The organism is Bradyrhizobium sp. UFLA05-89 (assembly GCF_059803475.1).
Map to the genome: position 1 here is coordinate 1 of NZ_JBANBA010000111.1, position 25,123 is coordinate 25,123.

Consider the following 25,123-nt stretch of genomic DNA (forward strand, 5'->3'; position numbering starts at 1 on the left):
CTTATCCACATCGGCATGCCGCATTGTTTCACCGGGTAAGGGCAGCCTGAACCTTGCCGGTCAAAACCGTATCACAGCGCCGATGCCGGTAAAGTTGGCTTTAGCTGCCCGGAGATACCCTGATGGAAGAGATTGCCCCAGGCCTCCAGCGTCGTCGTCATCGATGGCGCGGCGATCGCGAGAAGGTCCTGAGTACTCTCGGCATCAGACCGTTAGAACAGCCTTCCCGTCACGCTCGCAGGCGACGCAGCCGTCAGGAACGACCCCCCCTTTGGGCCGTTCGACATGCGTAACAAATGGTTTTCCTACTAAGAGAGCTGCCGGTGAGCGTACTTCTCGTCGAGGACGATCCTCTGATCCGCGAATTCGTCGTCGATGCGAGGCCACCGGCTTCTCGCCATCTTAACCACATCCCGTGCCCGGCAGCTTCACAGTAAACAAACCCTACCATCCGGACGAGATCGTCCGGATGGTTAAGGAGCTCGGCGGGCAGAAGCGGATGCAGCAGGATTAGCGTCCCTCGGCAGTCAAACCGAGCTTCAACATCACTTGCGATCGGGCTCCTTGGCGGGCGGGCCGCTCTTATTTCCCGGCAGACCTTTGATGTTGGAAGTGTCCTGCTGCTGGACCGTCGGATTCTGCTGGTTCGAGGTCGTGCTAGAGCCGACGGTCTTTCCCGGCTCAGCGGCTGGACCATTCTTATTTCCCGGCTGGCCAGCTATTCCAGTACCCGAGTTCTGCGCGCTCGGGGCACCGGAGACGTCCGGCTTCGTGGTCTGGGCAAGTGCGGCCGGAGCGGAAAGCGCCAGAGCGAGTACAAGCCCGCCTGCAATGGACCTCATCGTGCATCCTCCTCTGAAACGATATTCGGAAGCGCGGGTGCCGCTACCTTCAACTCGAACGCCCGGTTGGCTCACGCGTTCCTCCATCGTCGCACTACGGAGGCGCCAGCATCTCGATTCTTCTTATTCGTCGCGATTTCGAGCGATGCCATCCCCGGCGAGATGCCGGACGCGCGCTGCTGGCAACCGACTGGAACACGCCGATGAACCGGTTCGTTGTTTCTCATGGACCGACTCCTGCTTCGCTTCATGTCCGTTACGCCCAGATACCCGGTGTGGGCGCGGTACCTTTTGAGCCTGGGGCTGGTCGGCCTGGCGTTCGTGGCGAAGCTTCTGCTCGACGATCAGTTGAGGCCCTATCCGCTGTTGCTGTTTATCCCGGCCATTTTCCTCGCCTCAGTCATCTTTGATCGCGGCTCCGGCTTTCTGGTCACAGGTGCGAGCGCGGCGCTGGCAGCGCGATACTTCATGCCATCGCCCCTGAGCGCCGAGATCCTGCCGCTGCTGATTTTCCTGGTGAGCGGGCTGTGCATTGCCGCTGTAACGGAAGCCTTGCGCAAGACATTGGAGAAGCACTCGGAAGCCAAGGCGTACGCAGACGTCCTCATGATGGAGCTGGCGCATCGGACCAGGAACGACCTGGCGACGATCATGTCGATCCTGCGGCTGCAGGCGCGATCTGACCCCAATCCCGCCGTGCAAGCGGCGATCACCTCCGCCCTGGCGCGGATCGAGGTGGTCGCAAAGGTCCACGACAGGCTGCGCGAGACAGCGGTCGACAGCACGGTCGATCTCGCGGCCTATCTGGAGGCGTTGTGTGGGAGCCTCGCCGATTTTCATCGGGGCGTGCGCCCGATTGCGATCCGAGTGTCCTGCGGCGAGATCGCGGTGAAGAGCTCGCAGGCAGCGTCGATTGGATTGATCGTCAACGAGCTGGTGACGAACGCGTTCAAGTACGCCTTTCCGGAGGGACGGGCGGGAACGGTGGAAGTTGATGTGCGGACGACAAACGAGAAGGTCGTGATCACGGTGCGCGACAATGGAATCGGATGCCCGGACGAGGCGCAAAGCGGCCTCGGAACCCGTCTGATCAACCTGCTGACGGCACAGATGAAGGGAAGCATGACCAGGACGCCCTTGGCGCAAGGTTGCGAAGTCCAAGTGGTGGTCATCGTCGAAAGCTGATCACTGGCGTTCGTTCGAAGCTGGAGTCCGCTAATGCCTTTCACTCTACGGCCCTCGACAACCGTCCGTCTCCTGACCCTGCTGGCCGACGCGCGCGCAAGCGCGCGAATTCGGAACCTTCAGGACACTTGCGACGATGATTGTGATGTGCGGGTCGGCATGCCGCGAGTAAGCGCTCAGTCTGCACCTACCCATCCTGTTTCAAGCGGCTGTGGATGCAGCCGAAACTGAAGACGAGGCCCTCCGGCACCTCGTCCCTGCCCTTCCGGCGCTGGTTTTAATCTTGAAGGGTGAAACTAAGCGATCTGTTTCTGGATTTGTTTCCGGGGCAGCAACAAAGAAGAACCGCCAAGGAGGACAATTATGAACCACCTTAAAGCCGACGCACGAACAGCTAGAGGAGCTCTCTTGGCGACTGGCCTCGCCACGAGCGTTTTGGCGTTCTCCACGGCGAGCGCCTCGGCGGCCATTGCATGCAGAGGGGACTTTTGCTGGCGTATCCACCCACCCTATGCATACCGGCCGCCCCCAACGATTGTCATCCATCCTGACTATTGGAAGTCGCCAACGGCGACGATCGTCATTCACGAGCGCTGGCGTCCGGTCGAGCGCTTCACTCGCGAGTACGTCGTTCGGGACTATGACGGCCTCGATGATCCCGATTGGTAGTCGGGCTAGGAGGGGCGATGGCCTCAAGCGCGATGGCCTCAAGCGCGGCGGTCTTTAGTGCCTGCATGGCCATGTTAGCAAGCCGCGCCCCATCCGAGCCACTGTTCGTCGACTTTTGTCTCACAATCAGAGGGCGCCCGGTCGATGTGATCTGCTCCAAGCCGGAGAGAAACCTTATGAGCTGCACAGTGCTGGTTGTGGATGATGACGCCCGCGTGCTGGATGTAATTGTGGGCATGCTGGAGGATCTGGACTGCGAAGCAATCCGCGCCGAGAGTGGCTTCGAAGCTCTCGATCAGCTTGAACGAAACGGTCGGATATCGATACTGATCACAGATATCAATATGCCTGGCATGGACGGGCATGAACTGGCCGAACGCGCAAGGCGCCTTCACCCGGAGTTAAAAGTTCTACAACTCTCTGGCCGCGAGCGTCGGCGCTACGGCTTGCCAATGATTCGAAAGCCTTTTTCTGCAGAAGATTTGGCGAGCGCCATGCAAGGTATACGTAGTTAAGCTAACGAGAGGCTCTCGACGTAAGCACGTTGACTCAGTCCATCGCCCGCGAAACGCGCCGCGCGGATGCGCCCGACTTACCTTCCGCTGAGCGAGAGACTGATGCGCGTAACGATGTCGTCCCAGTCGTGCTCTTCCGTCGCCGGGTAATTGATCAGGACGCAGTGAACCAATCCCCTCGAGAAGTTGCAGCGATCATACCAGACCTTATCGCCCTTGTAGCTCGACACAGCGAAAAAGCGAGATGTTACCCGCTTGTATTGTATGCGCTGCGGCGGATGCTTTTTCGCGAGAAAAGCAGCAGGTGAATCGTTCGAAACATTGGGGGCGGCCTGTACCGTGAGGTTGGCTCGGCCGTCAGCGGTTTGAAATCGCTGTCCGTAGCCGTCCGGCCGGCCCGCGTCTTCGGTAAAGATTGAGGCGGGGAAATCAACCGAAGTACTGGTCTGCGGGATGGAGTAGGTCGTCCATCTGACGGTTTGCGCCGAGACCATGGATGTCGAGGCAGCGAGTCCAAAAACGAGCGTCAGCACCGTCGGTTTCATCGGCTCTCCTTCGGTCGAGCATGAAATGCGCGAGCGCGCTTCCTTCGTATCCATCGATCAGAGAAAGCGGCAGGGCAAGCTGCGTTCCAACCGACGAAGGCCTTCGTCCAGAGATTTCGGCTTCGGCGGCGGTTCTTTTCGCTCTTCGTCTCCGGACCGATCAGATCGGCGTTCTCTCCGAAGAACACGCTTAGTGCTGGCGACTAGATCTTGAGCGGCGATTTCAGAGGCTGGCGGCCTACCTTCGGACGGTTTGGTCATGCAGTGGATCCCCGAGCGCCAACCTAGTGCTCAGGCTGGCCGCCTCGTCGCAGATGAGCTTCATCACTCCCGCAGACCGGCATTCGCATCGCATACGGCACCGACAACCCGCAGGCCGCGTCCACTCAGCTCTCCTTCTTGAGCACCGTCTTGACCACGCCGATCGGCCATCTTTCTCCCTCCGGAATAGCCCGCACCGTCACGCCGCTGCCGACCAGCAGGTGTGAGCCCACTTCCTCGCTGGATTTCACCACGGTGAGTTCGGTCTCCGGTTTCCAGTCCAGCGTGAGATCGAGGTCGCCGGGAAAGATCTGCCATCGCGATCCATCGTCGAGTTCGACGATGTGGCTCTCAGAGTGGAAGCGGATCCTCACGCGCAAGCCTCCCCGCCGCAGCGGAGACATCCGGCGGGCAACGTATCGGTGTCGATGATCACGGTGTCCTCGCTCCCGTCATCTATCGCGCCAAGTGTGGCACCGCTGCGAGCCGGCCAATTGTCCGGAAGGTCACTTCTGGCCCGCTGGCGCCTGGGCATTCGAATTGTTCGTGTTCTTCTTGTTCGCCTCATGATGTCCGATCACGCAACCGGCGGCGGCGCCGACTTTGCCGTGCCCTGCCATGTGGCCGGCGACACCGCCGACAATTGCGCCCTTGATGCAGCCCTTCGCGTCCGCGCCCGAGGCCGAAGCAAGCGCCACTGCGGCGCAGGCCGCTGTGAGGATCCATTTCATGAGCATTCTCCGAGTTCTACCTCCGGATCAATTCGGGCCGGAGGCGGCCGTTCCCCCGACCGGGGGCGCGCGCCAGCAAGCTGGCTTTCGCATCGCACATGCCGGGCCGCCAGATTCGACAACAATCTCGACGTCCCCTCGGCCGCACTGGCGAAGGCGCTCTCCAATGCACCGGCGCGGACCTCGATATCGAGAAGCTGAAGGGTCATCGTGACCTTTTGCGGCGCAGGCCTTCTGCTGTCCCTCGTGGTTGCGATGGCCTGCGGCCCGGACGTGGGGCGGAGCTCTTTCAGGACGAGACGAGCCGACGTCGTCAAGCCGCGCGATCAGACGTCGCGCGACGGAGAGCGCGGTGAACCCCTCTGCGATCCAATTGTTTGTGTTCCAAGCTCGAAACTTTCGAGTGACGCCCGCCCCGGCGCCGAGAAGTCCATTGCCCCTCGGCGCCGAGGCACGCCAGCAACCGTACCGTTTTTCCCTTTGTTCGGCTGCGCCGGAAACTAGAAAGGAAAATCGATGAAGAAGATCGCAATGGTAGCGGCGATCGTCGGCGGTTTCGGTGACCTCCATGGCGGCGCCATTCCCATGCGGAAGCCCGCGTCCGCGGATTCGGTCCCGCGCTCGCTGGCGGCCTTCCCGCGGGAGCCGTGGTCGGCGACCTTGCCTTTCGGGCTACGAATGGGGTCTACGGCAACTACGGTACGCTCCAGGCTACTATAGGGCTACTACGGCGGACCCACGCGTAGCACTACGGATACGATGCGCCTTACCGCTGGGGCGGCGGGCTGGCACCATCACCCTTGGTGAAACCGCGTCAGCGAAGGCGATATCAGGCCGCGCTCCGGATGGGTGTCGCCTTCAAGTCACCACGTTCCGCCGAAGAAGTCGTGGTCGAAGGCCAGCCGTCGTTCGGGCAGCCTTCTCGCCGATTTCGCCGACCGCTTCGCCGGCGGACGATCCTCTGCGCGTCTCCGCGCCGGCGGCTCCTTCTTGGACTGAGGAGACGGCATGGCGGCCAGTGCCTCGCGCGCGAAATGTTCGCGTTCCTCGGGCATCGGCTCCCCGGTTGCCAGGGCCGGAAGGTCGGTGCGCGGGCGCGTGTCGAACACGATCTTCTCCGGAAGGCTCCTCGCCGAACGGATGCGGATGATCGTCCTGTCGAGATCGCTCGCGTCGGTGCGATCGACTGGCGCCGGAAGATACCACTCGGCGGCGAACAGCAGCGCGAGCAGCATCCCGCCCACGAATACGAAGTATCGGATGATCGGCATGGTACCGCTGGTTTCAGCTCAAGGAATCGCTTCTCGGCGGGTCGCCGGACGTCAGCTTGCGGCGGGCCGCCTCCTCCTCCGCGGCCCGCCGCGACGGGCGGAGTTAGTCCACCTCTTGGACGACGGTGCGCGTCGCCGGATCGACCAGCATCACGCGCTCGCCGGAGTAGACATAGCGATACTTGGTGAGCGAGGGACCCCACTCGGCGGGGACCGCCTCGAGCTCGACGTCGCGCGGCACGGGCGAACCGACGACGATCTTCTCGCGGGTCTCGACCGGTCGGATCTTGTGCTCGGTGACGTAGGTGCGGATCTTGGTGCGGTACTCCGGCTCGATCTGCACGGCCGCGTGGCCGGCCCCGGTTGTGGTGACGGTCGTCGACTGAGCCATCGCGCCCGTCGAGATCAGCGCGGCGGCCGCGGATATCAGCAGCAGCTTCTTCATGAGTCTCTCCTCGCCGCTCCATGCGGCGCTGCGTGAACACGTGAATGATGGCAATGTTCCGGAGCCAGGGCAGAACTACTTCCTCTTTTTCCTGATGCGGAACCGGAACGAAGCTCGATCCCGGCGACTGGCTGGACCATCCTCGAGTCGTGGTGACCGTCGTTTGCCGAGTCTCATTCGCAGCCAACACGGCAATCCTCACTGGCGAAGTTCCGCGCCGCAGCGGGGACATCCCACGAGCCATTCCGTGATTTTTTGCGGCGCAGGCCTTCTGTCCCTCGTGCGATGGCCTACGGCGGGGACCTCGGGGCGGAGCTCTTGTAGGCGCGTCGGCAGGCGCCGCCGCGAAGGTCAGCTCACGCTGTGTCGCGCCGCGCGCTGCACCAAGGCGCGCCAGCTTCGATCATGCTTCGCCTGTCGCGCCGTGCTTCCATCCACTGCACCTGAGCCGCGCGGCAGCTTGCTCGGAAAGCTCCCCGATTCAAAGTGTTAGGTTGTCCTGCCGTTCTCGCTCACGCCGCGCAACGCTCGGCGGTCCGAACACGCATCGGCTTGCCCCCGGGAGGCTGTCTTGGACCATCATCGAGCTCGCGCAGCGCCTCGAGTATTTCGTCGATAGTGACGGGAGCCTTCAACCCTTCCGGAGCCCGCAGGGACGGGCAGGATGCGATCGCAGATGCATCCGAGACCCATGAGGCCAAAATGGCCCGCTTCTCGCCGAGGCTGAGGCCCGGATGAAAGACCACATGCCGCGGGTGTTCGAACCTGGTGCCGGGATGAAGCAGGTAATCGAAATCGAATACGTTGTCGTGGGTCGCGGTCGTCGGCCGCATGGTCGCCTCCTGATTTGGACGAGTTGCCTGTGCCGCCGCGGGTGTCCGCGGCGGCGTTGATCCTGGAGTCTCAAGCCGATTAAGCCGCCTTTGATTCGATCTGCTTGACGTTGCCCGAGGTCGCACCGTTGATATCGATGCGGCGCGGTTTCATCGCCTCGGGAATCTCCCGCTGCAGGTCGATGATCAGCAGGCCGTTCTCGAACCGGGCGCCCTTCACCTCGACGTGGTCGGCCAGCGTGAACTGCCGCTTGAAGTTGCGCGCCGATATGCCGCGATGCAGGAAGGTCTTCTCCTCCTTCTCGGCCTTGTGGCCTTCCAGCGTCAGCACGTTTTGCTCGACCGTGAGCGCGACCTCGTCCGGCGAGAAGCCGGCAAGCGCAACCGAGATCTGGAAGCGATTCTCCTCGAGACGTTCGATGTTGTACGGGGGATAGGTCTCTTCGGCGGTCCGCTGGACCTCGTCGAGAACGTCGAAAAGGCGGTCGAAACCGATGGTCGACCTCCACAGGGGAGTCCAATCATACCTCATAGCCAAATCCTCCTCAGAGCAAGATGGGTACGAGCCGGCACCGGAAGCACCCGCCTTGCAGGGCCCCTAAGGCACCCTGGCCGCGGCTGCGGCGACAGAAAAATTTGGAAGCCGCGAAAAAGTTTCAAGCGGTCGTGCGATTTTTTTCGCAAGATATTGGTTAGGGATTGCCGTCGCAATGAGCCGGCAACTCGAATTCTTCCGCAAGATCGTTCGCGCCGAAAGGGCGGAGCGCGGCACTGAGCGAGGCGTTCTCGCCACCAGAAGCGACCCGCAGGAAAGCGGTCGACTTCCGCACGGACGGCCAGCCGGCAGATTCGCTTGGCGGTCGTGTCTGCCGACGAGCAGTCCTCATCGCCGCCAAAGGAGGCGACGGCCCGCCGCAGGGCAGATCAATGGATGTGATCGCCGGCCAGCCCATCGAGGCGTTGGTCAAGACATCGGTGTATTTGGTGTTGAAGAACTCACTGTCGGCGGCAAGCTGGCCGAACTTCAGCGAGACCTTCTTGTTTCCCCACTGCTTCTCGAAATAGGCTTCATACAACCGGGTGGATGGCAGCGCTTCGATGCCGCTGACCACGAACAAATTGCCGAGATTGCTGCGCGATAATCCCTCACCATGGATCTGAAACATATTGGCGTGGAATGTAAGCTTGTCGATGCCGGCGAGTTTTTGCAGATCGACATCCACTGCGAGGTTCAGCCGCCCTTCATAGATGGCACCTTGTTTCAGTCCACCGGAGATATTGCCAAGTGTCTCGCCGATGTAGGTGGCTGCAAACTTGACCCCGTATCTCTGGAAGGGATTTGGCAGGATCCCTAAGGTTTTTTCCTCAACGGTGCTCTCGCCGGTGTCGGGGTCTGCCGGCTTGTCCTCATCCGTCTTCTTGTCTTCCTGCGCGAGAGCGTGGGTTGCCGCAAACACAGCAGCAAGCAGGATCGTATGCGAGAGGCGTCGAATGCTCTTGCTCAATGCAGACCCATCGTGGGTTAACCCACCATTGTTGTGCGGCTGAACCATTGGGACATGGCGGCACAGCCAATTCAAGAGGTCGGATTCCTCTGCAAGTGGCATTCAATGGCCCAGGACCGTTCCTGACCATCCCGTGCCCAAGCAGTACTATGCGGTCAATCAGCGCTTCCATCTCGGCTACATTTGTCGTTGACCTCCCGCTCAGCTTGAAGCCAGAAATCCCAATTGCGTCCCGACGGGCACCCACTCTGTTCCCAAAGCTCGTAGGCACGCGCGCTGATCTGTGACCGCCGGGACAACGCGAAGAGCTTCTGTTTGAGTTCGTGAGCCAACCGCAACAGCCGCTGCACCGTGGTCTCATCTTTGATGGAGGCCGCAACGCGTTTAGCCAGCTCGATCTGATGCTGTAGATCTTGCTCGTTTTCCATGACTGCGCCTCGGCGTTAGACGGCGCTGCTCGATTTTTTCTCGATTTGTCACTCTGAAAGGACGGTGCAATGTTGGGCCGTAGCCAGCAACCTACTATTCACGTGAGGCAGAGTTACGAGGCCCGATCAACCGCGGCAATCTGCAGGCGCACCTCATTGAGCGCCAACCGGGCAATTAAGGTGTTTACTTGGTGCGGATCATCCATTTTTCTGCAGCCGCGAAGTCGCTGATCACGGATCGAATGATTATCGTAAGCCAAAGAACGAAAGAATAACAGCGATCACAACTATCAGCCCTATCAGATAAATCAGACGGTTCATCGCGCTTGTGCTCCTCAACAAGGATCGTTGCTCAACAGGGTGGTTGCAAACTCCTACGCTAGGGTCGCAGGTTCTTTCTTTGGGGTGGAGTGCTCAAGGGCCGCTGCCCTTTCGAGCTCAACCTCCTTCTGAATGCCCGCTAACGAGTTGCCAATCTTATCGACGATCCTGACCAGATCAGCATCGGAGATGCCAAGGCGTCTCCGCATAGATTTCACCTGCTTCGCGTCCGCGAGGTCGAGCGTCGTGCGAACGGGGCGTGGCGGTCTCAATCGCAGCATGGCCGGGCTCCTGATTTGATTAAGCGGGGGCAGGTCCTGTTTGTTCCACGAGAGCATAGCCTGCCGCTGTTCTCGGGTGGATGTGCAATGAGCGCGGGCTTTGACGAAGGACGCCTTTTTGGCCGGCACGTGCTGGCTTAGCTGCGGCAACCGAGTCGAACCAGCTTGGAGATGGCGCGTTGGATATCCTCTGAAAAAGAGGAGGACGACATGGATTGGAACCGCGTCGAAGGAAACTGGAAGCAGGTAAAAGGCAAAGTCAAGGAGCAGTGGGGTAAGCTCACCGACGATGACTTAGATGCCATCGATGGAAAACAAGAGCAGTTGGAAGGAAAACTTCAGCAGCGTTACGGCTACCAGAAGGACCAAGCGAGAAAAGAGCTCAACGATTGGTTTGGTCGCCAGAAATGGTAGCCGCTTAAAGCCCGCCGACCACCGCGCGGGCTTTCTTTTTGCGTGGCTTGCGCTGAAAGCGCTCGTACGATCCATGGTCCACGGACAAGCTCCGAAGATTACATGCAGTTGCCGCAAGAACCAAGTCAGGCGAGCAGCGACGGTGCGTCAGCGGTTTAACATCAGGGCCGCCAGCTAGGTACAATTGTCTCGGCTGCGTGCTCACGTCCGGGCCGATACCGGCGCCTTCTGCCGCAGCGAGCCTTCCGAACGCTCACGATCTCACCGCTTGGAAATGAACAAGGCGTCCACCCGGACGTTACTTTTGGAAATACGTGGTATCCTGGGAAGCAGGGAGCGCTTTGATCTCCGACCAGCAGCGGCAATGTCCTCGTCCAATGGTACAAGCAAAACCAGCGACGCCGCCCGCCGCCAGCGGAGAAGGAGCAATTCGTTACTGCTGGTCTTGGCCGTCGGATTTCTTGTTTTTGGCGCCGCGGCGGGCGCACTGTATTATGCGTTGCGGCCGGAAATTCTCCGGATTGCAGTCGGACCGCTGGGAAGCAACGATCAAAAGGTAATTCAGGCGATGGCCGATGCCTTCGCCAGCGAAAGCAGAACCGTCAGGCTGTCTCCGATTGTAACCGACGGGGCGGTGGAAGCTCTCGCCATGCTCAGGGCCGGCAAGGCCGATCTTGCGGTCGGCCGTGCCGATCTGGACATGCCCACCGACGCGCAGATCGTCGCCACTATGCGGAAAAACTTCGTTGTGCTGTGGTCGCCCTCCGGAGTCGGCGGAAAGAGCTCCAGGAGAAAGCACGCACCGAAAATCAAGGAGATCGCCGACCTCGCCGGGCACCGTGTTGGCGTGATCGGCCGGACCCCTGCGAATTCCGAGTTGCTGCGGGTCATCCTGAGCGCTGCCGGCGTCGAGGCGGACAAAGTTGCGGTTTCGCACTTTGGCACGGACCACATCGAGGAGCTGGCGCGCGACCTGACCGTCGATGCGTTCATGGCGGTCGGTCCGCTCGACAGCAAAATCACGTCCGACGCCATCGCCGCAACGGCTCGGGCGCGAGGGGAGCCGAAGTTTCTTGCGATCGAGGCATCGGAAGCCATCGCCTTGAAGCACCCGCGTTATGAGTCCGAGGAAATTCCGCCCAACGTCTTCAATGCGGATCCAGCTTGGCCGGATGACAAGGTTGAGACGGTCAGCGTCAGCCACCTGATCGTGGCGCGAAAGACTTTGTCTGAAACGACTGTGGCGGCCTTTTTCCGGCAACTCTTCGCGGTTCGTCAGGCCATTGCCCGGCAAGTGCCTGGTGCTGCACATATGACCAAGCCGGACACCGAGAAAGACGCCGAGCTACCGGTACATCGGGGAGCGGCGGCAGTCATCGACGGCAACGAACGCACCTTCCTCGACAGGTACGGCGATTACTTCTGGTTTGCGCTCCTGCTCCTCTCCGCGATCGGTTCGGCCGGCGCTTGGTTGCGTCGCTATTTGAATCGGGACGAAAGGGAAGAAAACACCAGCCATCGCAACAGAATCCTGGCGATGGTTTCCAGCGCCCGGACCGCGGAATCCAACCAGGAATTATTGGCCCTGCAGCGTGAAGCCGACGCCATCATCAGCGAAACCCTTGAATGTTACGATGTCGGCGCCATTGAGGAGGAGGAACTCGCGGCCTTTGGCCTTGTGCTCGAACTGTTGAGCCATGCCATCGTCGAGAGGCGAGGCGCGTTGCAAGAAGGCGGCACCTCCGAACCGGTTCGTGGCGGTGGGATCCGCCACAGCCTTACGCCTCGAGGATGACGTGACCAGGTGAAAGCTGTCGTCCCGATCGGCACTGACGTAGGAACCTAGCAGCTTAAGCAAAGTGAAAGGTCAGGACTGGCCGATTTGGGCGTTTGTCCGCGACGTCTCGGCGGCTGTCCGAAGCCTCGACGCTCTACATCGTGATGTCGAACCGGGCGCCCGCGCTCTCGCCTTGCCGAGAGGCAATGCTTATGTGATCTGCAGCGCCCCCAAAGAGACAATGGGAGGTATGCTCATGGACGCGCCCAGCAAAGAATTTGCGCTGGCAGGCAGCCTTGAGGAGCTGAGGCTCAAGGGCCGGCTCGTCATACACGGTGGCCCACGTCCGATCCTTGTCGTCTACGACCGCGGGCGCGTCTTCGCCCTCGACAATCGGTGTCCGCACATGGGCTTCCCGCTCGAGCGCGGCAGCGTTGAGGACGGCATCTTGACCTGTCACTGGCACCACGCTCGCTTCGATCTCGAAAGCGGCTGCACCTTCGACCTGTGGGCGGACGACGCGCCGATCTGCCCAGTCGAGGTGCGCAATGGTGAGGTCTGGGTGAAGATCACATTCACGCAGGCCGATCCCGCCGTGCACTGGCAGCAGCGGCTTGCGGACGGCCTCGCCCACGACCTCGGCCTCGTCATTGCCAAGGCCATTCATGGTCAGCTCACGGCCGGCGTGCCGCAGGCCGAAACCGTCCGGCAGGTGGCGTTGTTCGGGGCCCTAAATCGTGACGGCTGGGGCGTCGGTCTTACGATCCTTACGGCACTCGGCAATCTCCTGCCTGCGCTGCCGAAAGAGGAGGCCTTTCTCGCCCTCTTCCACGGCGCGCGCCGCGTCGCGGAGGACTGCGACGGCGAAGCGCCGCGGCGGGAACGCGCGCCGCTTGGCAGCCGGCCGGATCCGGCTGCGCTCAAGGGCTGGCTGCGACGTTGGACGACCGTGCGCCATCGCGAGGCGGCCGAGCGAACCCTGCTCACGGCGATTGCGGCCGGCTTCTCCTCGGCTGAGCTCGCTAATGCCCTGTTCGCCGCCGCGACCGAGCGAGCGTTCGCCGACACCGGGCACTCGCTCGACTTCATCAACAAGGCATTCGAGTGCCTCGACCTGGTCGGCTGGCAACACGGGGCGGCTCTGCTGCCGACTGTCGTCGGTCAGATGGTCGCCGCCCGTGGCGCCGAAGAATCGACAACCTGGCGTCAGCCCGTCGACCTTGTCGCGTTGTGTGAGGACTCAACCCGCAAACTCGCGGACCTGTTCGCGGCGGAACGTGGCTCGCGCGAGTGGTCGGGCCGCGCCGCGCTTGCTCAAGAGCTGCTCGGTGACGATCCGGCCAGGATCGTAGACGCACTAGAGGAGGCGATCCGCGCCGGTGCCGCCGCTGCCGACCTTGGCCAATGCCTCGCGTACGCGGCCGCGCTCAGGGTCGCGCGCTTCGGCCATGCCAACGAGCACGCCGATTGGGAGACGGCACATCACGTCTTCATCTATGCCAACGCGGTACACCAGATGCTGAGGCGGATCGGGACTGCCAACATCGACAGTGACTTGACGGCGGTCCGCGGCGTCTTGCATGGAGTGATGGCGCTCTACCTTGCGCGCTATCTCAACGTGCCGCCGGCGCGCATTCCGGGCGACGGCGGCGAGCAGCTCGATGATCTGCCCGCGGATCAAGGGGCGATCGGCGCCGCCTTGCTTGATGCTTTCGACCGGCAGAGGCAGGTCGATCTCGCCGCGAGGCTGGTGGCACGGCATTTCACGCTCGGCCATTCGCCGCAGGCGCTGATCGCCACGCTCGTACACGCGGTGCTGCGCGAAGATGCAGGCTTCCATTCGTACCAGATGCTGGAGGCGGGAGTCCGGCAGTTCGGCGCGTGGGGCGACACGGACGAGGGCCGGCACATCCTCATCGCGGTGGCCCGCTATCTGGCGGCCCACTCGCCGACCGAACGCGCTTCCCTGCAGACGGCCGACATCGCCCGCCGCTTGATGCGGGGTGGCGAGCTCCATCTGGAGGTTGGATCGTCCTGACGTCACGCGCTGAAAGCGCACTACATTATGGTCGATCTGAACTGACAAAAGCGAACCGAGACGGACCTTTTCCGCGTTGGCTCTGGCTTGCGCACGAATATGACGCCTGGATCATATCCCGGACAGAACCGCGACAGCACGGCTCAGCTGGGGGTCGTCTGACCCGGCGGAGGCCGCGCCTGCCTGGACCTCGATCGTCGGCGTCACGCCGACGCCCTCCAGGCGTTCGCCATCGACGTGGACATCTTCGACTGCGAGCAGCAGCAGGCCGCTTCCGATGAGGAATGCGGTGGCGGCAAGAACAGCGCCTTCTGTCCGGGTGCCGATGAGCTCGCCCAACCGGTACTTTTTGAACCCATAGGCAAGGACCTCCTTGCCGCTGCGCGTACGGCCGTTGATGAGCATAGCAACGGGCTTGCGCCACTTCACATTCACGAATTCACTGGTGCCGCTTCGGCCTGTCACCTGCATTGTAGGCGCGCGGGCACTGAAGAGATCGAGATATTGGGGTTGCGCGCCGCCCCAGCCATCCCGCAAATCCCAGATCAGGGCGTCTGCGTCTCTTAACGTCCCTTGAGACAGCAGGGATTCAAGAGCGCGTTGATAGATCGAGCCGGCATAGCACCAAACATGGACATAGCCGATACGTCGTCCGTTGGACTCGATGACGCGCGCACTGGACTCCAACCCATGAAGGAACATTTTGGTGGGCTCGAGATCGACCGGCACCACCGGGACTTGCAGCACCGAGGCGCCCCGATCAATCTCCAGGACGACCGATTTGCCCATCTTTCCGCGGAAGGACCCAATCGGCTCGAATGCGGCCCCGTCAGCAGCGATGATTTCATCACCGGCACGAAGGCCCGCCTGCTGAGCCGGCGTTCCATCGATGACACCAGTGATTGTGTTGCGACCGGTCGCCTCGAAGCCTGAAATGATGCCTATGCCAGGGTACGAAATGCGGCCGTCTGGAAACGCACGCTGCAGTCCCCGCCGTCGCAGTGCGCCGGCAAAGATGTCTGCAAGTTGATAATATTCGGGCTCATCAGGCGTGTAGAAACGCGTGTGCGAGGCGTGCAGCTCTGACAGCATGATATTGATGACGTGCGCCTGAGAGTCCTGGGACGTTGCCCGCTCAACGTCGGGAAGATATCTCTCCCGGACCGCCGGCCAGTCCAGTCCATCGAGATGCGGATCGTAAAAGTGATCACGGACAGTCTGCCAAACGCTTTCGAACGTCGAGACGCCATCGGCGGGAACGTAGGAGTCGTTGGCCTCTCGCTTTAGAGGCTCCGCAGCGCTCGAGGCCTGTGCAGCCACGGCACATGCCGTGACCATGGCTGCCAGCCGCAACACTTGGCGACGCGAAGGCGATGGATCGATAGCCTCTTTCATCGTCTGATCTCGCAGTGACGCGCCCGCCGGGCGCATTCGCCGGCCATGCGATGCCCAACCGTTGGGGAATGCGCGGCGATCGTTGAGGTCACGATATGCCAGACCAAGCGATACTGCCACTACGGTGCTACTTTCCGCAGAACTTTTCGCCTGTCGAGCCGCCGGAGCTTGGGACGACTTACAGGCCTGTTGGCCTGGCCTGAAGGACACGGCCATGTTTGATGCGGCGATCGACCATGCCTACAATTTCCAACGCTCGCCAAAGCCATTGAAAAGCGTCGACAAGCACTTCTCCGGCTCGAAATGCGCAGCCTCTGATTCCGGCTCCGCTCGCCATTGCATCCCCATCCAAGCCTGTCGACGCAGCCTGCCCGCAGCGCCAGGCGCCCAAGATGGCCGTCGTCTGGCGGGCCGCCAGCGGTTGAGCATATTAGGGCCAGGGCGAAAGACGGTTCCAGAATCAGACTTCCGGCATGACCGCCAAATCCATCCTTGCATCGAGAAACCTCCCAACCAGCACGCCCCTTCGAAGGATCCGGCTCGAGCTTAAGAGCGAGACGAGCCCCAGCGCCATCGGCAGCTCGCCGAGCTTGCCCACCACCCTCGCCTGTCGTCGCCCCCCTCTGGGAATGGCGACAAGCATGGCCGGAGGCAGGAGGCGGCACCCGCGTCGCTGGTCGCCGGCGGCCGCCACGAGCGTCTCCACGTCGAACTGCCGCGGCGTGGGATGATCAGGTGTGAGCTGACCAGTCGCCGGCTTGGCGACGACCGGCGCGGGCGGCACGAGCGCTTGGCCCCCGCCGGGACCGGAGCGGCGTCAACCATCTTGACGGACGCGGGCGGCGTCGGCTGCTGCGTTTCAGCCGGTCCGGAGCCAAGCAGCTCCGCACGCGCATCCACCACCGCCTTGCGCTGGCGCAGCGCCGTCTCGTTCTCCTGGGAAGCAGATGCCTGGAGGCCTGACGATCTAGGAACGAGCGAATCCCCCGTTTGTTGAACTTTCTTTAGGAGGAGGAAATCGCATGGCCTACGAAGAACGGGAAACAGGAAATTTGATCGGCAGTGACAAGGTCGAAGGCACTGCCGTTTACGGCGCGGACAATCAGCGGATCGGCTCGATTGAACGTGTGATGATCGACAAGATCAGCGGTAAGGTCGCGTACGCCGTACTCGGATTTGGCGGCTTTCTTGGCATCGGGGAGGATCATTATCCGCTTCCCTGGCAGTCCCTGAAGTATGACACCAATCTCGGCGGCTACGTCACAGGCGCGACTGAGAACCGGCTAAGAGGCGCACCAAAGTACAGCAGCGAACGCAGTTGGAACTGGTCAGATCCTGCGACGGCTCGGTCGGTCGACGACTACTACGCCGGCATCCCTGCTCCTTAGGAGATCTACCGTCTCACTGGAGCGACGGTCCCGATGCGCTTTCCACGCCGTTGGGGCCGTTTCGGCGGTCGCCGGGTCTCAAATTCCGCAGTTTCTCCGGAGCGCGCTGCTCGGTGAAGGATGCCTGCCCGCAGCTGGAACCATCGCACTAAAGAGGGCCAGAGGATCGACCTGTTTCACCGGCTAAGCCAAACCAAGCAAACGGAAGCGCGACGCCACAGAGAGCTGCCATCGGAAAGAATGCCGCTCCTGCGTATCGGGCATAAAGAACACCCGACAGCGACACGAGTGCAGCAGTAACGAGGCCTGAACCAAACGCATAAAGGGCCTGGGCCGTTGCGGCCATCGGTGTTGGGACAACTATCCTCATCATGCGCATGCAAGCGAGATGAAGCAGCGCAAAGGTCAAACCATGCAAGGGCTGTATTATGGAGAGAAGCAAGACGGAGGTCGTCACGCCCGCAATCGACCAGCGTATGATTCCGGCCATAGCAGCCAAGGCGGCCGCGCCATGCACGCCAAGCCGGTCGATCAATGCTGGACCAACAAGAAAGAATACGAAGACTTCTGCAGCCACCGCTTCCGACCACAGGAAGCTTATGACCGAAGTGCCTATTCCAGCGTCGCTCCACCGGATCACGGCAAATGCATCGTGCATCGCGTGGCTGCCATAGACCAAGGCTGAAACCAAAATCAGGACGCGAAACCGTGGGATCGTCAGGAATCCTTGCGCCTCACCCATGGCGAGCGATGGCCCCGTGTTTAGCGCAGCAGCTGGAGGAGCAACAGCGGGCACCAACGCTGTGGCGCACGCCGCCGTGACGAGCAGTCCGGCGTTCATCCAGATGACTGGGGTGAGGTCAGCAGGGCCGATGAGCTGTCCAACGAGCAGCGTGCCCAAAACGAAGGCTGTCGAGCCCGAACCTCGTATCCAGCCGTACTCAAAGGGCTTTTCGGCCATCTGGGGCTTTGCCGCATTCACCGACAACGCATCAGCAATCGAGGTCGTCGGGGCAAGTGCCGCAGCCTGAGCCACAGCCAGGAGAAGCAAGAACCAGAACCCTTCTGCCCAGATCAATGCGACTGCCGCCGCAGCCGCCAACCCGGCACAGCTTGCGAGCACAAGGCGCAGCGAACCGAAGATATCAGCGAGCCTTCCAACACACGGGCCAGAGACAAGGCGCACCAGCATTGCAGCTGCCAAAATCGAGCCAATCTGCTGGGGCGTTAGAGCTCTCGTCTCGAAGAGTTTTGGCCAGAATGGCGATGCCGCGCCGAATGCAGCGTACAAGGCGCCGTAAAGAGCAATATAGGCAATTGGTTCGGTGATACGCATAGTCGATAAGCCTTGGACATGATGGCCCGCGCCTTACACCAGGGTCTCCAGTCAGATTGCAAATCCACACGACCGAAGCAAACCTGATGTTCGACCCACTCCCGTTACAACCCGAACACGAATAGACTGGCTCGCGGTTTGGAGTGAGCGGCATCGCGTCAGGATCGGTCAGCCCGGCTCCAAGCCGTGCTTCCTCAGAGGTACGGTTGCGGGTGTCGCCTTTTGTTCGCTTACACCTTTTATCCAGGTTTGACCTCGTGATCGGTCACCTCGACTTGGTGCGCCTTGGCCCCCGTGGCCAACTGCTCTCTGATTTCGGCTTCGGCGCGCGTGAGGCGCGCCACGCGCCGCACGCCGTCCCAAATCTCTATTGACAGGTGAGCTTCGAGGAATATCTCGGCTCGCCGCCTTGCGTCATCATCGCAGCCAGCCTCGATCTCATAGGTAGCGAGCGCCAGACCGGACAAATCTGTTGCATGTACAACATAGCGCATGGCGGACAACATCGGTGATCCCAGCGGAAGCGCCGTGACCGAGCTAACGCAATTCTGACTCGGCGGAGGGATAAATAGTTCCTGCGACTTAGGGACGGCTTCCGGAGCCGGCGGCGCGCGGTCCTCGCCAAAAATGGTCGCGAACAGCAAGGCGCAACGCACACAGTTGTGCAACACAGCGCAAAATGCCCTGAAACTCCCGTCGCTTCCCTCCGTTGTCTCCTTGGCCTTCCCTCAGGCTTTGGCTCTTGTATCCTGTAGCGTTGGAGTCTCCGGTGCCTGCGTCCCGGCCCTACTGGAAGGGCTATCTGAAGCTGTCCTTCGTCTCCTCTCCGATCGCACTCTATCCCGCGATCTCGGCGGCCGAGCGCGTTTCCTTCCGTCAGCTCAACCGGCGCACGGGTCATCGCCTCAAACATAAGCTCGTCGATTCCGTCACCGGCGAAGTCGTGAACGCCGCCGAGAAGGCGCGCGGCTACGAGCTCGGCGAGAACGAGTTCCTGTTAGTCGAGGACCGGGACCTTGAGCGGGCGAGGAGCGAGCGCCCCGCCCCGGGAGCCCTGGAGCTTGTTGCGCCTCGCCGTGAAAGCCCGCCAATCTCTCCCGCCGGCGTTCAAGAGGAAGGGAGCGCTGCGAACTATGATGATGAAGCCGGGGCGCTCGAGGAAGCGGCCTCCATCGCGCGGCCGCAGAACACGCGCACAATTGAAATCGAGCATTTCGTTCCCGCTGGGCAGATCGACGCGAGCTATTTCGAGAAGCCGTACTACATCGTGCCGCGCGAGCAGATCGGTCAAGAAGCCTTCGCGGTGATCCGCGATGCAATGGCTCGGGAAGCCGTTGTCGGCCTTGCCCGCGTGGTGCTGTCCTCGCGCGAGCGGGCGTTTTTGGTCGAGCCAACGGGGCGCGGCCTTCGCGGTATCACACTGCGCTTCGCACACGAGCTCCGGAACGCGTCCGAATATTTCACCGAGATTCCAGAGGTGAAGCTGCCTTCCGAGATGATGAAGCTCGCACAGCACATCATCCGGACGAAGTCGACCGATTTCGACCCCGCTCTGCTGGAGGACCACTACCGCAGCGCGCTCCTGCGGATCCTGCGCAAGAAGCAGGCGACGCGCCCCGCGCAGCCGCCTGCCATCAGGCCGTCGCGCGAGAACATCGTCAACCTTATGGATGCGCTCCGGCGAAGCATCGACGCCGACCGCTCGGCAAAACCCGAACGGCGTGGCGCTGGGAAGCCTGCCGCGGCGAGGCGCAGCGCACGTCACCGCAGGACCAGTTAGCGCCTAGACCACACTGGTCACGCGCGACGATCCCGGCCATCTTTCGCGCTGCTCTTAGGACCGAGGGTTTGGAGGAACCTCCCGATAACCAGAAGGGTTCATCTAGGGGGCAGACAGGAGGCAATGTGTTGCTGGTCGAGTCACCGGATAGCACGCAAACTATTGTCGACCCGAGAGATGCGGCCGAATCTGCTGGCCTGAGATACGTTTCCGACGAGCGGCCCGGCATCCGCCGCAACAAGGCGGGGACGGGATTCAGCTACACCCGGGCGGACGGATCGAGGCTCGTCGAGCGTGGTGCACTGAAGAGGATCAAGGCACTGGCGATCCCGCCCGCGTGGACTGAAGTCTGGATCTGCCCGTTTGCGGATGGTCATATCCAAGCAACAGGCCGTGACGCCAAGGGACGCAAGCAATATCGCTACCACGCACGTTTCCGCGAGATTCGGGAGAGCACGAAATACGAGCATGTCGTCGCATTTGCTGATGCGCTGCCTTCCATTCGGGAAACAGTGCGCGATCACATGGGACTACGCGGGCTCCCGAGGGAAAAAGTTTTGGCAACCGTCGTGCATCTCCTGGAGACCACATTGATCCGCGTAGGGAATGACGACTACGCCAGGCAGAACAATAGCTATGGTCTGACCACGCTGAAGAACCGGCATGTCACCGTCGACAGAAGCGAAGTGCGCTTCCGCTTTACCGGTAAGAGCGGCAAGCAATGGTCACTTCGCGTGCGGGATCGACGAATCGCCAAAATTATTCGAGCTTGTCAGGAACTCCCCGGGCAAGAGCTGCTTCAGTACGTCGACGAACAAGGCAATTACCAGGATGTCGCGTCGACCGACGTCAACGAGTACCTGAAGGAAATTACCGGAAAGGAGATCACCGCAAAGGATTTCCGAACCTGGGCGGGGACGGTGCTGGCGGCCATGGCGCTCATGGAGCTTGAAAGCTTCGACAGCGCCGCTCAGGCCAAGCGCAATCTTCGTAGCGCGATCGAAAAAGTCTCCGCGCGGCTTGGCAACACGCCGACGATCTGTAGGAAGTGCTACATCCATCCAGAGGTGCTGAACTCGTACATGGATGGCAACCTGGTCCTGGAGCTCAAATCACAGGCCGAGAGCGAGCTTCGGAGCGCTGTGGGCAATCTCAAGCCGGAGGAAGCCGCCGTGCTCGCGTTGCTTCGAGGCCGGCTCGCCAAGGAAGCGGAACGGTCGAGAACCGCTGAGACGAAGCGGTAACTACACGGGCTGCGGGCGAGGCGATAGCAGCCGTCGAGCAGACATACGACGTGCAGAAGAAGAGGCGAGATGGAAAAAGACCGCCCGAAGGCGGTCTTTTCAGTGCAAGGCACCGGGCTAAAATAGATCAGGATCAAACGTGCTCGGCCCGGAGTAGGTATGACCTAACCACCATCCAACGAGAGCTGCCTCACAAAAATAGTTGCAGTTTTGAAATGGTGCGTCACGAGACCGGAGCCGTCACCTTCTAAAGTGGGCCTGCGACGTTGGGGGGCCTAAGGATCGGAAGAGCTTCGTCATCTGCCGACCCGGTCAAACTTTCGAACAAGCAGTCCAAGACGCAAAAAGTCAGACGATTGCGCTGCTAAACAACGGCGTATTACTCGTCATTGCAATCTGCGAGAGTTTAACTCCCGATGCGTCACCAACAATCGGGCGAAACAAGCCCGAGGGGATATGCGCATCAGCTGGCATGCTGTACTGAAACGTCGCGAACGAACTAGCCTTTGCCATTGCGGTTAGTGAACCGGGCGTTGCCGAGGCCCGTGCCGATCGTCAGCACGCCCCAGCGTTTCACGTCCTTCATGAACGGGATTTGGGAGAGGCCCTGCACGACGCCATCGTTGTGCATGACGATGGCCGTGTCGTGGTCGCCGATCCGCGGGATGGCTTCGACTAGACTTGCCGGCAGGTTGAACTTGCTGCTCTCCCAATTACCAGGCAGGTTCTGTGCGCCTTTCTCAATCGACCCGTCGCGCTCAATAACGCCGGGACACGCGATACCGATGAACGGCGCCAGCTCAAATCCTTCCTTGTCCGCCTTCGCGATGAGGTCCTTCAGCATCCTGACGAGGCGCTTGACCGCGTCCGCGCGGCTCGGTTCGTCGTCGGCATGTCGCCACAGATCCGATTTCCAGACGCTCGCCTTGGAAAGGTCCGGCGACTTCTTGCTGCACGTTTCGACGATACCGCAGCGGATATTGGTCCCGCCGATGTCGACTGCGAGAATGGAGTCATGCCCATCGAAGATCCAGGAGGGAGCGAGGTGCAACGCACCGATCAGGCCTGCCTCGTCCGGATGATGGAGGATCGGCAGGATCTCGATCTTGAAGCCTTCGGCCTTGAGGATGATCTCGGTGCGCGCGATGGCGACTTCGCCGAGCCGGCTATCGCTAAAACCGCCGCCGACCACGATACGCTCGGTCCTCTCCCATGCCTTGGCGAGAAAGCGGCGCGTGACATGGGCGAGCTCCTGCGAGAAGTCCTCGATGGCGCTGTGCACGATCGCAGCCGCCCTGGGGTCGTCGTCGGTCAGGACAGCGTCGAGCTCCTTCTTGCTAATCTCTTCGGAGGGTTCCTTGCCGAACGGGTCTTCGCCGGACTTCCGCAGCGGCTTTCGCCATTGCTCAAGGAGGTCACGGAAGGCGCCTTTGCTGGCCCGGTCCCCGAGGAATCCTTCCTCGTCCTTCAATTCGATGTTGAAGCTGTCAATCTCGACAGATGGCAGACGGGAGGCGCCATGAGCGGCGATGCCAGTGGTCGTAATCGTTTCGTCGGTCATCCTAAACCTTGAACAAGCCGCTCATAATCATTGGGCCTGAAACAACGATGCGGACCGGACGTCCGTTCCTCCGCACCTCACCGCGGCTTGCCTGGTTTTCCGCCGAGGGTGACGCATTCAAGCTTGCCATGTCTCCAGCCTAGATAGCCCTTGCCCAGCGGTCGTCTGCCATGCGCATGGATGCGCAGCGGCTCGCCCGTTCCTCTTTCACTCGTGGAACCCCTGCATGCAGGACGCGGTTGATCCGTTGCCCGCTTACTTGAACAAGGGGATTTGCGATGGCGAAAAAAACCAGTCGGCGACGCCGCACAGATCCGGAGGCCGAGTGTCCGCAGCCGACACGCAAGAGCTAACAAGGCTGCTGCGCGAGTATGCGCAGCGGACCGCGTTGTGCGGCGGCAACCCGTACCGGGCCAAAGCCTACTCCCGCGCGGCGGACAGCCTAGCCGCCCTCGCGCTCCCCCTCGACGTGCTCATCGCGGAAGGCCGCCTCGCCGAAATACCAGGCGTCGGCGACGCGATCGCTGACATCATCACCAAGCTTCATCGGGACGGCACGCATCCCACTCTCGAGAGGCTTCGGAAGGAGGTCCCCGCCGGCGTCCTCGAGATGCTGACGGTGCCCGGCCTGCGGCCGGACAAGGTGCTTCGGCTCTACAAGGATCTCGGCATCGCCTCGCTCTCGGAGCTCGAGGCGGCGGCCAAGGACGACCGCATCAAGAAGACCAAAGGTCTCGGGGCGGCGCTGCAAACCAAGATCCTGCAGAACCTCGAGATCGCAAAGAGCGGCGAAGGTCGCCTGCACCTGCATCGCGCCGCCGTCCTACTTGAGCATGCCAAGAACTCGCTCCGGAGAGCTCGGCCCGAGCTCAAGCGCATCACGGTCGCCGGCGATTTCCGGCGCGGCTGCGAACTGGTGACCGACTTCGCTCTGGTCGCCGAAGCGGCCAAGCCGCAGGACGCCACCGCCGCTTTGGACTCGTCAGGGCTCAAACTCCACCTCACCTGCCGAAAGCACTTCGGCGCGACGTTGCTGCATGCGACGGGCTCGCCCGAGCACCTCAGGGAGCTGCGGGCCCTCGCACAACATAAGGGGTGGACGCTTGAGCCGGGCGGGCTCCGGAAGGGCCAGCGCTTGGTGGCCACGACCGAAGAGGACATCTACGACGCGCTGGGCCTTCCCTTCATCGAACCCGAACTGCGCGAGGGCCGTGGCGAGATCAAGCGGGCGCTGAAAAGCGATCTGCCCAAGCTGGTCACCGACCGCGACCTGCACGGCATCCTGCACTGTCACACCAACGCCTCCGATGGGACCGAAACCCTGGAGACGATGGCCAATGCCACGCGCGAACGGGGCTTCGAGTATTTCGGTGTAGCCGATCATTCAAGGTCGGCGCACTACGCCGGCGGCCTCTCGCTCGAGCAGATCGAGGAGCAGCACCGCGAGGCGGATCGGCTCAACAGGAAGTTTAGGAGGGACTTCCGGATCCTGAAGGGGATCGAGTCGGACGTCCTCGCCGACGGCGCCCTCGACTATCCGGACGACGTCCTCGATAAGTTCGACTTCGTCGTGGCCAGCATCCACGGTCGCTTCAGGCTGGATAAGAAGGCGCAGACCGAGCGCCTGCTGCGGGCCATCTCCCATCCGTACACCACCATCATCGGTCACATGACCGGACGCCAGCTTCAGCGCCGACCCGGCTATGAAATCGACATCGAGAAGGTCCTTCGGGCGTGCGCCAAGCATCACGTTGCGGTCGAGATCAACGCCCATCCGTGGCGGCTCGACCTGGACTGGCGTTGGCACCAGGCAGCGCTCGAATTCGGCTGCATGATGAGCATCAATCCTGACGCGCACTCGATCGCAGAGCTCGACCACATGCACTGGGGTGTGGAGATGGCCCGCAAGGGCGGTGTTCCGCCGGACCGGGTTCTGAACGCGATGCCGCTGGCCGACATCATGCGACACCTTCGCCGCAGGCGCGGCTCGTTCGCACGTGCAGCTTGAGGCGCCAAGGGCCGATCTCGTTATGAAAGGGTGGTGGCGTCTGTCTCGGCGGAGAGCGAGCACCGTTTCAGCAACGCGCACCAACTCAAGACCTGTTGGTGAAAGCCGGGCGTCGAAGGCGCCCCGCGTCTCAGCGACCGCTTCCCGCCCGGCCTGAAACGATTCGCCTCGGAGACTACAGACTCAGCGTCCAAATACTCGTGATGGGCGTACTAAGACCAGCGGTGTCGTCCCCGCAAGGCCCGCGCCAGTGGCCAGCGAGGCGGTCATCTCCTGCCCACCCTGTAGCGCTTCCGCGAAGGCTGCCGCCATTCGAGGTGGGGAACGAATCGGCCTCGCGGCGTTGAATC

24 protein-coding genes are annotated in these 25,123 nt (G+C 61.6%); 9 read left to right on the top strand and 15 right to left on the bottom strand.

What is annotated here, in order from left to right; all coding sequences use genetic code 11:
• Positions 1 to 545: 545 nt before the first annotated feature.
• A complete protein-coding gene (locus SO139_RS37075) occupies positions 546 to 842 on the bottom strand; it encodes a hypothetical protein (protein WP_474801648.1) in 297 nt (98 codons plus the stop codon).
• 225 nt (positions 843 to 1,067) lie between these two features.
• Here SO139_RS37075 and SO139_RS37080 point away from each other — a divergent pair, with 225 nt between their 5' ends.
• Positions 1,068 to 2,027 (top strand): sensor histidine kinase, encoded by a 960-nt coding sequence (locus SO139_RS37080; RefSeq protein WP_498541569.1) that lies wholly within the window; start codon positions 1,068 to 1,070, stop codon positions 2,025 to 2,027.
• A 686-nt stretch (positions 2,028 to 2,713) separates the two neighbouring features.
• On the top strand, positions 2,714 to 3,211 hold the full coding sequence (locus tag SO139_RS37085) for a response regulator (protein ID WP_498541570.1): 498 nt from the start codon (positions 2,714 to 2,716) through the stop codon (positions 3,209 to 3,211).
• Between the two features lie 77 nt (positions 3,212 to 3,288).
• On the opposite strand, the gene SO139_RS37090 is transcribed toward SO139_RS37085, so the two are convergent.
• The 9 genes from SO139_RS37090 to SO139_RS37130 form a co-directional block, all read right to left on the bottom strand.
• Positions 3,289 to 3,756: a hypothetical protein gene (locus tag SO139_RS37090; protein ID WP_498541571.1), complete on the bottom strand. Its 468-nt coding sequence runs from the start codon at positions 3,754 to 3,756 to the stop codon at positions 3,289 to 3,291.
• 386 nt (positions 3,757 to 4,142) lie between these two features.
• The gene (locus SO139_RS37095) at positions 4,143 to 4,391 is read right to left on the bottom strand and encodes a hypothetical protein (protein WP_474801656.1); all 249 of its coding nucleotides are present in this window, start codon (positions 4,389 to 4,391) and stop codon (positions 4,143 to 4,145) included.
• Positions 4,392 to 4,523: 132 nt separating this feature from the next.
• The gene (locus SO139_RS37100) at positions 4,524 to 4,748 is read right to left on the bottom strand and encodes a hypothetical protein (RefSeq protein WP_474801658.1); all 225 of its coding nucleotides are present in this window, start codon (positions 4,746 to 4,748) and stop codon (positions 4,524 to 4,526) included.
• Between the two features lie 863 nt (positions 4,749 to 5,611).
• Positions 5,612 to 5,983, bottom strand: coding sequence for a hypothetical protein (locus SO139_RS37105; protein WP_474801660.1), 372 nt, complete (start codon positions 5,981 to 5,983; stop codon positions 5,612 to 5,614).
• Positions 5,984 to 6,122: 139 nt separating this feature from the next.
• Positions 6,123 to 6,464 carry a DUF1236 domain-containing protein gene (locus tag SO139_RS37110; RefSeq protein ID WP_498541572.1) on the bottom strand — a complete coding sequence of 114 codons (342 nt, stop codon included), beginning with the start codon at positions 6,462 to 6,464 and terminating at the stop codon, positions 6,123 to 6,125.
• A 512-nt stretch (positions 6,465 to 6,976) separates the two neighbouring features.
• Positions 6,977 to 7,297, bottom strand: coding sequence for a hypothetical protein (locus SO139_RS37115; protein WP_498541573.1), 321 nt, complete (start codon positions 7,295 to 7,297; stop codon positions 6,977 to 6,979).
• A gap of 79 nt (positions 7,298 to 7,376) precedes the next feature.
• A complete protein-coding gene (locus SO139_RS37120; protein ID WP_474801666.1) occupies positions 7,377 to 7,829 on the bottom strand; it encodes an Hsp20 family protein in 453 nt (150 codons plus the stop codon).
• A 160-nt stretch (positions 7,830 to 7,989) separates the two neighbouring features.
• Positions 7,990 to 8,802 carry a carbohydrate porin gene (locus SO139_RS37125; RefSeq protein WP_498541574.1) on the bottom strand — a complete coding sequence of 271 codons (813 nt, stop codon included), beginning with the start codon at positions 8,800 to 8,802 and terminating at the stop codon, positions 7,990 to 7,992.
• Between the two features lie 155 nt (positions 8,803 to 8,957).
• A complete protein-coding gene (locus SO139_RS37130; RefSeq protein WP_498541575.1) occupies positions 8,958 to 9,230 on the bottom strand; it encodes a DUF2934 domain-containing protein in 273 nt (90 codons plus the stop codon).
• An 812-nt stretch (positions 9,231 to 10,042) separates the two neighbouring features.
• Here SO139_RS37130 and SO139_RS37135 point away from each other — a divergent pair.
• The 3 genes from SO139_RS37135 (at position 10,043) to SO139_RS37145 (ending at position 14,061) form a co-directional block, all read left to right on the top strand.
• Entirely contained in the window at positions 10,043 to 10,246 is a 204-nt protein-coding gene (locus SO139_RS37135) for a CsbD family protein (RefSeq protein ID WP_474801670.1), read from the top strand.
• Positions 10,247 to 10,610: 364 nt separating this feature from the next.
• Entirely contained in the window at positions 10,611 to 12,041 is a 1,431-nt protein-coding gene (locus SO139_RS37140; RefSeq protein ID WP_474801752.1) for a TAXI family TRAP transporter solute-binding subunit, read from the top strand.
• Positions 12,042 to 12,279: 238 nt separating this feature from the next.
• Positions 12,280 to 14,061 (top strand): Rieske (2Fe-2S) protein, encoded by a 1,782-nt coding sequence (locus tag SO139_RS37145; protein WP_474801672.1) that lies wholly within the window; start codon positions 12,280 to 12,282, stop codon positions 14,059 to 14,061.
• Between the two features lie 111 nt (positions 14,062 to 14,172).
• Here the strand turns inward: SO139_RS37145 and SO139_RS37150 are convergent, their stop codons facing one another.
• Positions 14,173 to 15,456: a S41 family peptidase gene (locus tag SO139_RS37150; RefSeq protein ID WP_498541576.1), complete on the bottom strand. Its 1,284-nt coding sequence runs from the start codon at positions 15,454 to 15,456 to the stop codon at positions 14,173 to 14,175.
• A gap of 460 nt (positions 15,457 to 15,916) precedes the next feature.
• Entirely contained in the window at positions 15,917 to 16,240 is a 324-nt protein-coding gene (locus SO139_RS37155) for a hypothetical protein (protein ID WP_474801676.1), read from the bottom strand.
• Between the two features lie 238 nt (positions 16,241 to 16,478).
• On the opposite strand from SO139_RS37155, the gene SO139_RS37160 reads away from it, so the two are divergent.
• A complete protein-coding gene (locus SO139_RS37160) occupies positions 16,479 to 16,844 on the top strand; it encodes a PRC-barrel domain-containing protein (protein ID WP_474801678.1) in 366 nt (121 codons plus the stop codon).
• Between the two features lie 148 nt (positions 16,845 to 16,992).
• Here SO139_RS37160 and SO139_RS37165 read toward each other — a convergent pair whose 3' ends face one another.
• Both SO139_RS37165 and SO139_RS37170 read right to left on the bottom strand, forming a co-directional pair.
• Complete coding sequence (locus SO139_RS37165) at positions 16,993 to 18,180, bottom strand: MFS transporter (protein WP_498541577.1); 1,188 nt, start codon at positions 18,178 to 18,180, stop codon at positions 16,993 to 16,995.
• Between the two features lie 239 nt (positions 18,181 to 18,419).
• Entirely contained in the window at positions 18,420 to 18,824 is a 405-nt protein-coding gene (locus SO139_RS37170) for a hypothetical protein (RefSeq protein ID WP_474801680.1), read from the bottom strand.
• A 125-nt stretch (positions 18,825 to 18,949) separates the two neighbouring features.
• On the opposite strand from SO139_RS37170, the gene ku reads away from it, so the two are divergent.
• Both ku and SO139_RS37180 read left to right on the top strand, forming a co-directional pair.
• Positions 18,950 to 19,960 (top strand): non-homologous end joining protein Ku, encoded by a 1,011-nt coding sequence (gene ku / locus SO139_RS37175; RefSeq protein ID WP_498541578.1) that lies wholly within the window; start codon positions 18,950 to 18,952, stop codon positions 19,958 to 19,960.
• Between the two features lie 131 nt (positions 19,961 to 20,091).
• Entirely contained in the window at positions 20,092 to 21,204 is a 1,113-nt protein-coding gene (locus tag SO139_RS37180) for a DNA topoisomerase IB (RefSeq protein WP_498541582.1), read from the top strand.
• Positions 21,205 to 21,703: 499 nt separating this feature from the next.
• On the opposite strand, the gene SO139_RS37185 is transcribed toward SO139_RS37180, so the two are convergent.
• Positions 21,704 to 22,765, bottom strand: a complete 1,062-nt coding sequence (locus SO139_RS37185; RefSeq protein WP_498541579.1) for an ROK family protein — start codon at positions 22,763 to 22,765, stop codon at positions 21,704 to 21,706.
• A gap of 226 nt (positions 22,766 to 22,991) precedes the next feature.
• Between SO139_RS37185 and SO139_RS37190 the strand changes: the two genes are divergently transcribed.
• The gene (locus tag SO139_RS37190) at positions 22,992 to 24,773 is read left to right on the top strand and encodes a PHP domain-containing protein (protein ID WP_498541580.1); all 1,782 of its coding nucleotides are present in this window, start codon (positions 22,992 to 22,994) and stop codon (positions 24,771 to 24,773) included.
• The last annotated feature ends 350 nt before the right edge of the window (positions 24,774 to 25,123 follow it).